The organism is Burkholderia humptydooensis (genome assembly GCF_001513745.1).
In the GTDB taxonomy this organism is placed as follows: domain Bacteria; phylum Pseudomonadota; class Gammaproteobacteria; order Burkholderiales; family Burkholderiaceae; genus Burkholderia; species Burkholderia humptydooensis.
In genome coordinates this window covers 165,966-180,358 of record NZ_CP013381.1, presented here as the reverse complement: position 1 = coordinate 180,358, position 14,393 = coordinate 165,966, and the positions used below count along the sequence as shown (strand labels likewise).

General features: G+C 60.3%; 9 protein-coding genes and 3 pseudogenes. 3 read left to right on the top strand and 9 right to left on the bottom strand.

Going from position 1 to position 14,393, the window contains the following annotated elements; all coding sequences use genetic code 11:
- Positions 1 to 14: 14 nt before the first annotated feature.
- The 9 genes and pseudogenes from AQ610_RS19085 to AQ610_RS19045 all read right to left on the bottom strand — a co-directional run bounded on the left by AQ610_RS19085 (position 15) and on the right by AQ610_RS19045 (position 12,147).
- Entirely contained in the window at positions 15 to 845 is an 831-nt protein-coding gene (locus AQ610_RS19085; protein WP_006029615.1) for a p-hydroxycinnamoyl CoA hydratase/lyase, read from the bottom strand.
- Positions 846 to 1,017: 172 nt separating this feature from the next.
- Complete coding sequence (locus AQ610_RS19080; protein ID WP_006029614.1) at positions 1,018 to 1,518, bottom strand: MarR family winged helix-turn-helix transcriptional regulator; 501 nt, start codon at positions 1,516 to 1,518, stop codon at positions 1,018 to 1,020.
- 60 nt (positions 1,519 to 1,578) lie between these two features.
- Positions 1,579 to 2,483 (bottom strand): annotated as a pseudogene (locus AQ610_RS19075) (SMP-30/gluconolactonase/LRE family protein).
- A 63-nt stretch (positions 2,484 to 2,546) separates the two neighbouring features.
- Positions 2,547 to 2,774, bottom strand: a pseudogene (araH, locus tag AQ610_RS19070) (L-arabinose ABC transporter permease AraH); the annotation flags it as partial.
- A gap of 55 nt (positions 2,775 to 2,829) precedes the next feature.
- Positions 2,830 to 4,224, bottom strand: a complete 1,395-nt coding sequence (locus tag AQ610_RS19065; protein ID WP_006029611.1) for an ISL3 family transposase — start codon at positions 4,222 to 4,224, stop codon at positions 2,830 to 2,832.
- 60 nt (positions 4,225 to 4,284) lie between these two features.
- Positions 4,285 to 5,403, bottom strand: a complete 1,119-nt coding sequence (locus AQ610_RS36220) for a Wadjet anti-phage system protein JetD domain-containing protein (RefSeq protein WP_144411848.1) — start codon at positions 5,401 to 5,403, stop codon at positions 4,285 to 4,287.
- Positions 5,373 to 9,911: a coiled-coil domain-containing protein gene (locus AQ610_RS19055; RefSeq protein ID WP_009916781.1), complete on the bottom strand. Its 4,539-nt coding sequence runs from the start codon at positions 9,909 to 9,911 to the stop codon at positions 5,373 to 5,375. Before AQ610_RS19055 ends, AQ610_RS36220 begins: the two co-directional genes overlap by 31 nt.
- Positions 9,912 to 9,925: 14 nt before the next feature.
- Entirely contained in the window at positions 9,926 to 10,738 is an 813-nt protein-coding gene (locus tag AQ610_RS19050) for a hypothetical protein (RefSeq protein WP_009916779.1), read from the bottom strand.
- Positions 10,735 to 12,147 (bottom strand): hypothetical protein, encoded by a 1,413-nt coding sequence (locus AQ610_RS19045; RefSeq protein WP_006029607.1) that lies wholly within the window; start codon positions 12,145 to 12,147, stop codon positions 10,735 to 10,737. Before AQ610_RS19045 ends, AQ610_RS19050 begins: the two co-directional genes overlap by 4 nt.
- A gap of 77 nt (positions 12,148 to 12,224) precedes the next feature.
- On the opposite strand from AQ610_RS19045, the gene AQ610_RS19040 reads away from it, so the two are divergent.
- The 3 genes and pseudogenes from AQ610_RS19040 to AQ610_RS34130 form a co-directional block, all read left to right on the top strand.
- Positions 12,225 to 13,037 carry a helix-turn-helix transcriptional regulator gene (locus AQ610_RS19040; RefSeq protein ID WP_009916778.1) on the top strand — a complete coding sequence of 271 codons (813 nt, stop codon included), beginning with the start codon at positions 12,225 to 12,227 and terminating at the stop codon, positions 13,035 to 13,037.
- Between the two features lie 74 nt (positions 13,038 to 13,111).
- Complete coding sequence (locus AQ610_RS19035; RefSeq protein ID WP_009916776.1) at positions 13,112 to 13,645, top strand: hypothetical protein; 534 nt, start codon at positions 13,112 to 13,114, stop codon at positions 13,643 to 13,645.
- Positions 13,646 to 14,223: 578 nt separating this feature from the next.
- Positions 14,224 to 14,352: pseudogene (locus AQ610_RS34130) on the top strand (transposase domain-containing protein); the annotation flags it as partial.
- Between the last annotated feature and the right edge of the window lie 41 nt (positions 14,353 to 14,393).

Sequence of the window (14,393 nt, the reverse complement as noted above, 5' to 3'; positions counted from 1 at the left end):
CATGGCAGTATCGATCAGCGCTTGTACGCCTGCAGCCCGGGCTTGATCGCCTTGTCGTCGAGGAACTGCTTGAGCCCCTGCTCGCGGCCCCGCTCCGGGTCGCGCAACTGCGCCTGATCGAGCTTCGCGTACAGGTAATCCTCGCACTGCTCCCACGTCAGTTCCCGCGACCGCTTGAAGCCGTGCTTCGCCGCACGCAGCACGACCGGGTTCTTGTCGATGAGGCGCGCGGCGAGCGCGATCGTCGCGTCGCGCAGCTCGGCGAGCGGCACGCTGCGGTTCACGAGGCCCATGTCTGCCGCCTCGACGCCGGTGAACGTATCGCCCGTCATGATGTAGTGCAGCGCGCAGCGATGCCCGACGGTATCCGCCATCGCCTTGCTGACGAGGTTGCCCGGCGGGATGCCCCAGTTGATCTCCGACAGGCCGAACACCGCTTCGTCGGCCGCGATCGCGAGATCGCACGCGACGAGCGGCGAGAAGCCGCCGCCGAAGCACCAGCCGTTCACCATCGCGATCGTCGGCTTGCCGTACATCCGCAGGCGCCGCCATTGCCACTCCGACGCGTCGCGCCGCACCTTCTCCTGCAGCGCGTCCGGGCCGCCGTCGATTTCGCGGAAGTACTCCTTCAGATCCATGCCGGCGGTCCACGCGGTGCCCGCGCCGGTCAGCACGAGCACCTTCGCGTCGTCGTCGAACTCGATCGCGTCGAGCACCTGCAGCATCTCCTGGTTGAGCGTCGGGCTCATCGCGTTGCGCTTGTCCGGGCGGTTCAGCGTCACCCACGCGATGCCCGCCTCCACTTTTACCTCGACGGTCTGCCAGCGGTTGTCGTACTTGCTCATATCTGTTCCTGTGATGTGTTCCAGTGCCGATTCGGTGCGCAGCGCCTCTGCTGCGAACGGCTTCATTTAATATCAGGCTACCTGATATTGCAAGCGACAAAAACGCCGGTGTAAACCCTGTCGTGGATATCCGGGACAGCGAACTACCGGCGGTTTCGTGGGGTCGGGAACGTCAGCCGCGCAGGTTGCGGACGAACACTTCGAGCACGCGCTGCACATGCGCGGCGTCGTCGGCGGGGAGTTCGCCGAGCATCCGGCTTTCGAGCGGACGCAGCACGGCCTCGCATTCGCGCAGCATCGCCGCGCCGTCGTCGGTCAGCGTCAGCAGGATCACGCGGCCGTGCGACGGATCGGCTTCGCGCGTGACGAAGCCGCGAGCCGCCATCACGCTCATCACCTCGTTCGCCGATTGCGGCGTGATGAACGAACGTTCGGCGAGCTGCGCGTTCGACGATGCGCCGCGCGCCTCGAGCACCGACAGCGCCGTGTACTGCGCGAGCGTGATGCCGAGCGGCGCGAGCGCGTCGGTCATGTGACGGCGCAGCAGCCGGTCGAGGCTGCCGATCACGTAGGTGAGGCGTTGCGGCGCGCGCGCCTTCGGCTTGTCGCCCGCGGCGCGGACGGCGTTCTTCGCGTTCCTGGAATTCGCGGACTTGGTCGGTGCAGTGCTCATGACGCGGGCCGGATGAAATTGCGGGCCATCTTACCAGCACGCGATGCGCGGCTCTCGCGGTCAGCCGCGCACCGTGCGCTTGAACGGGAACCGCGCGGTCGGCGAGCCGCGTATCGCGTCTGCGCAACGAACACGCCGCCGGCGTGCGCGTCATTCGCAAGCGCGGCATCGCTCAGCCCGACGCGCGCGCTCGTCACGTACAGGCGCCCTGCATCGTCGAGCGCCGCGCAGTTCGGCTGCGCGGTCGGCACGGCGATGCGCTCCGTTTCGACACCGTCCGGCCCGTAGCGCACCACCCGCCTTCCGCCCCATTGCGCGTTCCACAGCCCGCCGTCGCGATCGATCGTCGAGCCGTCCGGGTCGCCGTCCGCATCAGTCAGGCGCGCGAACGACCGCACGCGGGACGTGCCGGCGCGGCCGTAGTCGCAAACGAGGATTTCGCGCACGAGCGAATCGCAGAAGTACATCTTCGAACCGTCCGGCGAGAACGCGATGCTGTTCGCGATCGTCGCCGGCGGCAACACGAGCCGTTCGAGTGTGAGGTCGGCATCGAGCCGGTAGAACCCGCCGACCGCGCGCGGCGGCTCACCGTCTTCGTCCTTCATCCGGAACACGAACGCGCCGTGCGGATCGCAGCGGCCGTCGTTGAGCCGTGTCGGCTGGCCGGGCTCGACGTCGACGATCCGCGTGAACGTCTCCGTGCGCAAGTCGAAGAACGCGAGATGCGTCGCGAGCCCGACGAGCAGCACGTCCGGCTCGTCCGTCAGCGCGAAGCACGCGAGCCGCTCGGGCATCGGCCAGTGCGTCGCACCCGTGCCGTCGGCGCGGCATCGCCAAAGCTGCGCGCCTTCTATGTCGACCCAGTACAGCGTGCCGGTCGCATCGCACCACGTCGCGCCCTCGCCGAGCGTGTTGCGGCCGTCCACCAACAGCGTCGCCCGTGCCGCCTGAATCTGATGTTGCATGTCGTCTCCAGAATGTCTGCCTGTATTCGCGCGCAGCCGCCCCGACAGCATCCGGCCCCGCCGTCAGACCCGCATCGCACGCCGCCGAGTGCGACGATACTGGTCGAACAGCACCGCGAGCAACAGAATGCCGCCCCGTATCAGATATTGGTAGAACGTCGGCACGTTCAGCAGGCTCATCGCGTCCTGCACGGACCCCATGATCAGCACGCCGACGAGCACGCTGGAGATCGTCGCGACGCCGCCCGTCAGCGACACGCCGCCGAGCACGCACGCGGAGATCACGCCGAGGCTAGAGAGACGCTTTTATACTTTTCGGGTATCCGTTTTTTGCGGTTGATTTGGGCTAAATTTGCCCTTCCTCGATCAACCGTGCCAGTGTTGATATGTCGACGCCGTAGTTTTTCGGCTCGTGTGTTGATAGCGTCCGTTCGCGCGGTAGCTTCGGTGGTTTTTCAACCACAAGCAGGTCCGTCAACGCCATACCCATCGCGTCATCCGGCAGACCATGCTTCAACATGTCGTCCACCTCGCGCGGCTTGACGCGCCGCTCGAACTTCGGGCGGCTGCTGGTCCGCTTGAACGCGCCCTCGGCGAACAGGATCTTCGCCCGCAGCGCCTCGAAGCTGTAGCCGCGGCCGAGACGGTTCATCACCCGGATTAGGTTGTTCAGACTCTCCGTGTAGGCGTTCGTCACCGGATGCTCGAAGTACGCCAGGACCTCGGGCATCCAGTTCTGGACCGCCTTGGTCAGCGGCTCGAAGTGCCCGTGCAGACCGTGCGGGATGGACTTATACCAGTCGCCGAAGGCGTCGTACGCCTCGTTGGGTGTCCGACAGTCATAGATCCCATAGAAGGCTTCCTTGAGCCTGTACGCGTCGCCGAGCAGCGGATAGTTCAGCGTCCACCCTTCCATCAGCAACCGCTCCTGATCGGTCAGATCGTGCTCGCGCTTGAGCAGCACAAACCCGTCGCGCATCAGGCCGCGCCGCTGCTTGGCGGTCAGATTTTCCCGCGTGGCCTTGCGTGCGGACTCGACGGCGTCGTTCGCCATGCGCACGACGTGGAACTTGTCCACGATGATCGTCGCATCAGGGAGCACAGCGCGTGCGGCGTCGCGGTACGGCCGCCACATGTCCATCGCCACGTACTGCACCTTGTCGCGCCCTTGCAGCCCGTAGAAGTACCGTTCCACCGTCGTCTTGTTTCGGTTCGGCAGGAGCTCCACAATCGTGTTGTTGGCGATGTTGGTGATGACTCCGCGCGGGCGGATCAGGTGGATCTCGTCGATCCCCATCCACTTCGGCGTCTCGAAGCGGATGTGCTGTTCCAGTTCGTTCACGTAGTCGCGGAAGACGGACCGCACGGTGCTCTCGACGATGCTGACCTCCTCGGCGATGCTGGCGAACGTACGCTTGATCGCCTGCCGTCCGATCCAATCCACAAGCCGCTTGGTCATCACGCGCTTCTCGTCGACTTCCGGCAGCGGCTCGCTGAACGTCTTGCTGCACACGCGGCACTGCATGCGACGCGTGCTGACGTACATCCCGACGCGCTTGCCGTGCATTGGCAGGTCTTTGACCAGTTGCTCGCGGCGGCCGAAGCCGACGAGGCGATCGGAATTGCAGTGCGGGCAGTGCGTGGGCGGCTGCTTCACCTCGACAGAGAGGTGATAGTCGTATTCGTTGTGCTCAACCGCAATGACAGTGTACGCGGCCAGGTTCAGGATGTTCGCAGGCATTTCTTCTTCGAGGTGGCCGGGAGCGAGATATTACAGATGGCGGCAAGAACTCATCGCACATCAGGGCAGCTCGACCTCATCAATCGAAAATCTGGACAGCCGCAGGATATCTTCGCGACACACCGCCTCTTGGTCCACGCCACGTTCCAGGCAAAACGGGATAAGGCGCTCGGCGTCGGAAGGCACGCCGTCGATGTTCCCTTGACGCTCCTTCGCGGTTGCCTTGGTATATGGGTGCGACCTGCCATCATTGGCAATGGCGCACATCGACCAATAAATGGCACTGGCCCGCAAGGCTGGAATTCTCGCACGCAGGCTGCCGTAAATCCGCAGCCCCTCGCGGTCGAGATCGCCCCAGAATCGAATGCGCGAGTGATTCAGCAATACGCCGGGAGCCGGTGGGTTTCCTGCACGCACGAGCGGGATCTGCCCGGCTGACGCGCTGACAGTCTCGATCAGCGCATTGCCGTAGGCTTCGCCAAATCGCGACAGGCCATAACCGTACGTCGCAACTAGCGCTACGCTGGATGCGCACCCGGAAGCTAATGCTTCCTCGAAGGAATGGGGATTCTCGATCAACAAGACGGCTTCCGGGACTTCGGGCCCGGCAACGAGGAGATAGGAGGGCGCATCGGGGAACGAATCGATCTCGATCCCGAATGCTCGAAGCGCAGCCGCAGGTAAGCTGCCGAGGAGCTTTGACGACCCGAGAAGATATCGCGCTGAACGAACAAACGCTGGCACTCCACGTTCAGCCACCTGCTGCGCCCGCAGTGTGAGCAAGCCTTGCGTCAACGCGACAAGATCGGTATCCGAGAATCCTGCCAGACGATCGTGGCACGGCACAAGTGCAGATACTTCGCCATCAGTCAGCCCGCTGCTTCGCAGAGCATGATCCCAGCGGATGTGCGATTCGGGTAACTCTGGGTTCGGCTTGGCCATGGTCAGCGACACCCGACCAATTGCTTCGCCGTGAGAGGACACGCCCCGAATCGCACCTTGCCTGGATAGCTTCCCGAGGGCGAGTTTTACCGCGATGGGGCTTATGCCAGATGCGTCGGAAATACGCTCGATGAGACCTCGCGGCTGAAGACTGTCGCGTCCGGCCATGAGTTTGCGCAGGACACCAACAATATTTTCCTCTCCGTTCACGCAAGGGACTCCGGAATTTTGTGCCATGACGCCAGTTCCATCACGCCATCGTGCGTACCCACCTCCGCAGGCTCGAGCAGCCTGCGAGTCTCACTTTCGGCGTACATAAGATTGCCCCCGATCTCGCGACCGACGATATACGACGGGAAATAGGCGAAGTCGTTTTTGTAGTTGGCGTCGTGGCCCGTGATAATCAGCTGGAATCTGCCGCGAGTCCTCTTCACGCCGTCCAACGCATCGGTGATGAGTCGCTTGTCCGACAAATGGGAGAATGCGCCGTCAATAATCACAAACGACGTTCTGAGCCGTCGCGCGCGCTTGCGCTGCGCGCTGCTCACGTTCTGCATCTGTAGCTCGCGCTCAGTAACGTAGTCTGCCATCTTGACGATCCACAGCAGTGTCATGGCAACACCCTGTCCCGACGAGGCCATGTTTTTTTCCAGCTTCAACGGCTTCCGGCTGATGGAGGGAATGCATACCTTGATTCTCGGTTCAAGAATGACGTTCCGATAGAATTCCTCGCGAATTTCCTTGCGCATGTCTCGTTCGTAATGCGCTCTGCGCGTCTCATCATCCCCGAGTGCCTCACGTCCCTTTTCAGCCTTCTCCACCTTCTCAACGATGCTTGTAAGAACAGTCCGAACGTCATTAGTGTCGGCGATCCTCGCGGTGATATCGAAGCCGGCTGAAATAATCTCTCCCGAAACGTCGTCGCGGGACGGCTTGAACACAGATCTCATCGTTTCAAAGTTTCCGGGCAGCCGGCGCGTGAAATTCTCAAGCCACGACCCTATGTTCGCCCACTCCTCGTCGAGGTGTTTGCGAGCCGTTTCGTTCGCAGCCAAGCTCTTCGCATAACTGTCGTCGGCGGCCGAGATCATCCTGAACAGTTCGCCAACATCTGCCTTGCCTCGCTCAAGACCGATACGGAACTGCTCGTTCATGCCAATGGATGGATCACCCTTTACCCGGTCAATTTCAGTAGACAGCTGTCCCTGGGCAGTCTCGCACGCGCGCTGCGCCGCGTCGACGCGGTGTTTGAGAGATGCTGCGTCAATGTCATCCAACGGCTGCCGCAAATCTAGGAGCGCGCTCGCAACCTCCATTGGTGACGCACTACGACGGATAGCTTGAGCAGCCAATAACAATGGGTGAGTTAACAGATCGTCAGGCGGCAGGTTCACAGGTGCGCATTGTGTGCCCGCCATATCCCGATATTTTCTTCTCAGCTCGCGAACGAAGTTGTCAATGTGGGCTGTCGCTTCGAAGATTGCCGGAAGTTGCTCGCCAAACCGGTCAAGCTGCCTCTCGATCTCCGGTATCTGCGCGTTGGTAATGCGGTCACGCTCAGGCTCGATCACCGCAAGCCGCTCCTCAATTTCTCGCGGGCGCTTGTCACCGGACCTGACGAACGATTCGGCGAGATCAAATCGGAACGTTCGCCTTATGTCGGCCTTGTCTTTTTCCACTTCTAGTTTGCGCTCTTCCTCCGGTGCCGCAGTCATGAAAGACGGGCCACCTCCGCTTACAAACCGCTCGATGCTTTTCAGTTTGGGAATATTCGTGGCATTGACACTGGCATCCCGGAGCGCCGCTTGAAGGGTATCGCGCGCGCTTGTGATGCGCCGAAGTTCTTCTTCGCATCGGTCCAGTTGCTCCGCAGCGAGCCGAGCAAGCTCATCCAGTCGTGCCAGTTCCTCTTCGAATACCTCTTCGGATTTGCCGCCCAGTAGCCGGCGATATTCGACGACCGCGCGAATGGCAGCGATCGCGTCCGGAGATGCCCTGTCCTCCAGACGAGGCAGTTCCGTTTCTATGGTCCCGAGGGCTTTCGCGAGGGTGGCGTCAAGGTCCGGGTATCCCTTTTTGACGGCTTCCCCAGCCTTCCGTACGGCGACCGCCTCCTCCGATTCCGGATCGAGCGCGGCGATCCGGCTTTGCATAGCCTCAATGGCGTCCTTCTGCGTGGTGATTCGTTCGTCGAGAAGTTGCTTTTCTCTCGGGACGAGGGAGGGGTCCAGAAGGCAGTCCACCGGACGGGTCCGAACGCCCACTAGCCAAGTCTTGGCGACCGAGCCATTCCAGGCGATATCGGCCGTCCGACAGAACTCGGCCAGTTCCGCCGCTACAAAAACCGGTGACTCGATTCCGTTTGCCGCGAGATTGCGGGCAACTGCTGCGGCCCTCTCGGCATTGTCGTAGACCGGGGAAAAGAGCAGCGCAGAGAAGAGGGATAGCACGCTCGACTTCCTCTCCTGAGGCAGCCCCAGCCCCTCAATTACCGTATGAAGCGGTAGGGCATCCTCGCCCGCCAGGGAAAGCACTTCACGGGCAACCTTTCCCGGTGCGACGGCGGCCTTGTCAAGATCCCTTCGGCGAGCTTCAAGGTCGCCAAGGTCGGCCCTCAACTCCTGAGTCTCGCCAACAAGCGCCTCGCGTTCGGCTCCTCTGTCCTTCAGCCAGATTTCCGGGGCAACGTCCTCGCCGTAGCGAGCCCGAAATGCCATCAAGGCTGCGAGTGGTTCAGACATTTCCGCTCGACGGTTTCGGATCCCGGATTGGCGCTCGATCGCCTGGCGCAACTCAGTCGTGACCCGACCAGGCAGACCATCCGGGTTTTCGTCACCGAAGCGGGCGACAAATGCCTTCGCCAAGGGGCGAAGGCGTAAGAGCTCGTCAACCTGTTTCGATCGGTCGTCGCGGGCCTTGGCCTTTTCGTTAGAATTCTTTCGCGCTTCGTCCGTGCGCCGCTTTACGTCCGTGATCGCCTGGGTGTTCTCCGCCAACGCGCTTTGCGCGTCGTCCCGAAGGTGCTCCAGCATGGCAGCGAATTCGGCTGGATCAGCGTCCGTGCCGTGCTCGCGCGTAAACTCCTGCCAATCGTTGAATACCTGCCTGCTCTCTCTGACCTTATCGCGATGGGTGGTCAACGCTCCTTCCGCAGCCGCAAATTCCGACTGCACGCGGCGTCCCGTCTCAGCAGGGGAAGCCAATTCCAGCTCGGAGAAAAGGCCGCTCTCGACCATGCGTCTATATTCGCCTTGCTGCTCCCCGATTCGCTGCTGTTCGCCCCGGAGCTGCGCGCTTTCGGCCGAAAGTGCATCCCGTTTCTGCGCGAGATTCGCGCGCGCTGCACGCGCCTCCGCCTGCTGTTGTTCGAGCTTACGCCGCTCAGTTCTGGCAGGGTTCGTATCGCCGTGCTGCTTGACCCACGTGAAGGCTTCTTCGACGGCCCGAATAGCGCTTTCCCGAGTGTATTGTCCGATGAAGTTGGTCGACGCTGCTAACAAGGCCGCAGCGGCGTCGAGCCCATATAGCTTGGCGGCTGGGCCCGACGACCTGCCCAAAACAGAACTATCACAATAAAAATCAATGACTTGCGATTTGTCGGCCGCTTCAACACCGATTTTTTGGCGATCTGCGCGCTGATTGATTGCACTGGGCTTCTCACCAGTAAACGACTCGAAGGCCCGATCCGGCAGATACCATTCCCCGCGCTGCATGACCATCGCACGGGCCAGGGAAGGAGCATCCTCGGGCGGAGCTAGGGGGATGCCCGGCACTGGATCATCGACGACAACCGTCTTCAGCGCGGCGTACTGCAACGAGAATTCTGCGAGCGTCCGGTTTGCAGATGCCTTGGCTGCATTGACCGCTTCGGCCCGGCCCTGGATCCGCTTGAGCTCCTCCAGTAGACGGCGCGTCTTTTCCAGATCCTCCGCAGTCCTTGCCGTTCGTACCTTGGCCTTGATGATTCCCTGAACCTTCTGGTGGATGGTGTCTTCGATCCCGCGCTCGTCGGAATATTCGTCGAAGCTGCTCATCATGTCGACAAGCAGTTCCGGGGCCAGTCGCTCGTAGAAGACAGCTTCAGAGAAGTCTCGCCGGCCTGGATTCACGTCGAAGTAGCCGCTGCTCCCTTCTGCGCCCTTCGCCTTTTGATACACCAGTTGCTGCTCGATGCCTGCCATATCGAACAGGCCTCCAACGTACTCCCGCCAGTTGGATCGAGTCGCCTCACGCTGCGTAGCCGGAAAGCAACCCGGCATTGCCGACAGGGTTTCAAGAAAGGGGGAATTCCCGATGAGCGTGATGCGGTTTCCGGAGCGTCGTCCGATGGGACAGTCCTCCAGCGTGCCCTGGTATGCATAAACGCGCCACGTGCCGCTTTCTCCTGAGTTCCCATAGACACCAAATACCATCGGGTAGCCGCCGGCATCACCTCCCCCCTGCACGACGAGGTCTACTGGCGACTCATCGTCCACCCGAATGTAGGTTTCTATGCGCACGTGCGAATAATGTCCGGTGGACATAGGGGCGAAATGTTTCTTTCTGATATCCCCCAAGCTCTTGTCGGATCCCAGCATCGCCAGGACGGCATGAACGATGGTGCTCTTGCCCCTGCCGTTCGGCATATTGATCGCCGTGTTCCAGCCTCCCAAGTCGAATACTTGGAGGGTCCAGTCCGGTCTCCAAGGTTCCTCCCGGCGACTGTTCATGAAGTTCGATACTTCGATTCGATTGATGAGCGGCATCCTGGCTTCCGTTCCTATTGGTCGGTGTCGCGATCTGAAAGCACCCGTTCACCACGCAGCAGCGCCACCGTCTCGCTCGTCGTTTCTGCTGATTTGGGAGGCATCAGGTAAGAGAGTTCGTGCGAGGCGGTATCAGCCATTTCTATGGCGGCCAGGATTGTTTGACGCCATTCGTCCTTGTTGCCGGTCGGTTCGATCATTCCGGCATCTTCCATGACTTTCAGGAAGCGCGAAGCCCACGTCGAGATTTTCCCTTTGTCTTTCCAAAAGTGATCCCAGATGATGCCGGCATCGCCATCCGGGCGACCAGCGTTGCCCATCTTCTCGATTCCGGCGGCAAGTTCTTCGATGAATAGCCTCCTCGAGACAAACGCGTCCCGGTAAGCCTGGACGTCGGATGTCGCGCGATCGATCTTTTCGTAGAAAAAGTATTGCAACGTTAGCCACAGCCGGGCTGTCCAGAATATCGTTTCGTGCCTCTTGGCTTCCTTGTCTCCACCGCGCCCATCGCGCATCGCGTCGACATACCAGCGATCATCCACATAACCTGCAATGACCTCGCCGCGCTTGCGCGTCAAGACCCAGATCGTGTTCGGCACCCCAGCCTTTGGGGGAATGCCGAATTCGATGGCATCTCTATCAATGAGAGAGAACCCTTGCGCGTTGAGGAATTCTTCGAAGTCATCCAGTTCGGCCGAGTTGCAGTTGGCGAGGACCCGAGCTGCATCCTTTTCGCCATCCCGAAGGCCTCGGTCAGGCGGGTTGCCTGCGATCTCCCGCCACCGAAGAAGGTAGGCGAATACAAGACCCATCTCTCCATGATTCATGGGGTACGCTCCATCAAAGCAATTAGTGGATCGGAGCCGGTGAAACGATCTTTCCCTATACGAATGTCGAATCGTTCGCCGGTTATGCCCACTGCGATGTTGAATCCCTCGCCATCAAGATGCTCGGGTGCGGAGTACACGCCTAGAAAATCGGCTGGCGTTTCGTCAGCCTCCATGACGAATCCGATCGTCGTCAAAAGCTCTGATAGGGATGCTGGCCCATCCTTCAGTCTGTCAATGACCAGCGCTCTGTTCCTTAGAATGAAATCGAGCAACCGCCCGTGGCTTGAACGACTTTCCGGATCGAGGGTGAAGCTAGAAACAGGCGGCGTGTCGTCATCACCAGCAAGGGCCGCGAAATCGACAGAGCCCACCATTTGTGAGGGGGCAAAATAGCCTGGCCGCACGCCCCAAGGCATGATTCCGGCGAGCAGTGCAGCGAGGCGCGCAGCGTCTGGGCGGCTGTCTCTGGACGTAAGGCCATCGATGACCGCTAGAAACGGGACACCGCCACCTCCCGCCGTCCTCGCGCGTTGAGCCGTTTCGAGAAACGCAACGAAGCGGCGTGAGAGCGCTTCTACGTTCTGCATCACGAGTTCCACCTCGGTCTGAAGGTTTCCGATTGAGTAGACGACTCCGTGGCGAGACGCCCAATGGTCGAAGTCATCTCGCGTGCGTTGATCAAAGATTAAAGTGCAGGCACGTTTTACTACGTCGGTCGCATCTCGTAACGAATCTGCAATGCCCGATCCATTTTCCACCAACATGTCGCGGATGTCAGCCAGCGTCGGCCGTTCCATCGCCGAGGTAAGCTGCTTGTGTTTGGATGCGATATCGAGCACCATCATTTTGCAGAATCGGGGGACGTCACCGAACTGTCCACGCTCGATCGCTTTGACCAGTTTATCTGCGTCGATGTCGCTGTATAGCCAGCTTTCCTTCATCGCGGAAACGCGGAGAAGCAGCCGCCCGTTCTCCGACAACTGCACCTGCCCAAAACCGCGCGCTTTCTCGACCAGTGGAGTTGTATCCTTTGTCAACCCAAGAGCAATGCCACCACGACCATCCTCGACGCCGAACCGGATTTCTCGCTCGTGCGCTAACGATTCGATCACGAAATCAACGTCATCCGCCGTGACGAATGAAACGCGACGCCTCAGCGGCTCAAACACGTCCGCTATCGCCACGTAACTCGGGCCACGCTCCATTTCGATCTCGCGCAATGTATCCAGCAACAGCAGCGCGACGGTCAGCAGGTAGCCCGCTCGCTCGGGCGTCTCGGGGACGTATACGCTTGTTTCCGTCCGGCTTTGATGTAGGTCAACGAGCCGGGAGACCGCCGCTATGAGGCGGACATCAGGGGGTAGCGCGTCTGATCCGGGGTTAGGCACGGTTTGGGCGGAATACATTGTGTTAGACGATGTATTGTGCAGCCTAACGTATCGGTGTTAGGCTTGTCAATCTAGCGATTGCGAATTGCTCCCACATGCCCAGCTCTACTCACAAGACGCCCGCGTCGGATATTCCTCTCACCGTGCGGCAGCGCCTTGCTCACCTCGAGCGTTGCCTATTCTGGAAAGGCGAGCTACAGCGCGCGGATCTTGTGGACACGTTCGGGATCAACCCCGCGCAGGCGGCAGCCGATTTCCGGTTGTATATGGAACTTGCTCCGGGCAATATGGACTACGATAAATCCCGCAAGCGATACCTGCCCGCTCCGGGATTCGCACCAGAATTAATCGAACCCGCGTCTGTCGACGAGTTTGTGGCTGTGCAGTCGGCACGAGTCGTAGCGGAAACATGGCCGCTTCCCGTGCGCACGGCTTCATCTGAGGTCCTGCAATCGATGGTCGGCGCGATACGCATGCACAACGCTATTGAGATCCAATATCAGTCGATGACGGCACCAAAGCCATCGTGGCGATGGATTTCGCCTCACGCTTTTGCGTCAGACGGCGAGCGATGGCATGTCAGAGCCTACTGTCATAAGCGCAATGCCTTCCGCGATTTCGTGCTGGGACGGATTGTCTCGACGCGTCACGCCCGCGCAAGCGACATCGATTACGCTCAGGATATCGATTGGCGCACTTATGTAAGCGTAGTCGTCAAACCTAATCCTGAACTGTCGGCGGACCAGCGCGCGGCTATTGCGACCGAGTACAACATGCCGCGCTCACAAGAGGTGAAGCTTAGGTTGAGAAGGTCGATGCTCTTCTACCTTCGGGCTCGTTTCGCTCCGCAACCTGATTCGGTGCCGGCCGCACACCAGCTGGTCGTATCGGACCCTGAGGCCGACTAGTAATGGTGCGGGCCTTGATCCCACCTGTACGGACGCGCTTTCTACTGTGAACACAATCCGGAACGGTGACCGGCATGAAACTCTCTGACTTCAAAATCGGCCTCGAATTCATCTGCGGCCCGTTCTGGTGGCGCTGCACTGACGTCGGCACCCGCACTGTCACCGCCATCCGGCTCGTCGAAGATGACCCGGTCTGGTACGAAGGGCCGCCCTACATGGTCGAGGAAGTGGTGCTCAACGAGGCCGAACTGGACGACGCGCACCTGATCGAAGAAGACCATATCCGTGCTTCGATCGCAGAGGCGCGCTCGTCCGGGCATCCTAACTTCCCCCATGAAGCGTTGATGCGCATGATGGAAGCACGGCTCGAAGGCGAGCCCTACCCTAGAAAGGGGCTATTCCGCTTCGATCGTGTGCGCGCGGACGGCGAGATCCTTCACCCGTATGCCGGCCGCCGGGCAGATGACAGCTGGATCATCTGCTTCTATCTTCCGTTCATGAAGGAGTGGGGAGAGATGCAAGAGGTTGAGTTCATCGCATTGCCGATTGCCGCCAACATCGATGTCAAGCAGCGCGCAGCGCAGTCGCCGCAGCCGCGGCGGATCTGATAACAGGCCGCATGGCCGGAGAACTCGGGCGATCAACCAAACAATGCGGTTTTTGCATCGTTTGCTGGTCGAGACTACCAACCGCAAAATGCGATTTCAAGGGCATCCACGTTTCTCACTGTTCAACCACGAAAAACGGATACCCGAAAAATCAGCATCAGTAAACGGTCAGGACGAGTCGCTTACAAAACATGGCCGATTCAAAGCAGATCAAAGCGTACATCCACGACGCGTCAGGTCAGTTGGTACCCCTTACCGCTGACTCCCTCGTTCTGGAGTTCCCATCAGGCGACTCCCTGGAGATTGCTTGGGATGCACCACATCCCGACGCCCCCCGCCCGCTGTGTGCGCAAGTATGGGGTGGGAAACGGGTTTCGAAGCCGCTGTCGGAAGAAGAAATCGCTGCGCGAACTCGCGCCACATCAGTCGCACTTCTGCCCTTGGCCGCCAATCTCGTGCTCGTTCACCCGTACTCCTACTCGATTCGCAAGCGCGACTAACGACGCATACCGGATGACGACTCTCTTCTACCTGATGAGAGGCGTCGCTGATGGATCGCATACGATCGTTCAGCATGAACCTGTAAGGCCAACGGCATCGACCCGTACCGTTACCTCGCCTGGCTGTTCCAGCATCTCCCACTTGCGCAAACCGCCGACGATTACGCGACACTTTTGCCTTGGAATAAACCGGTCGAGAACCGTTGATTAGTAACCCTATTGCCATCCGTGGCAACGCTGATTGCGTC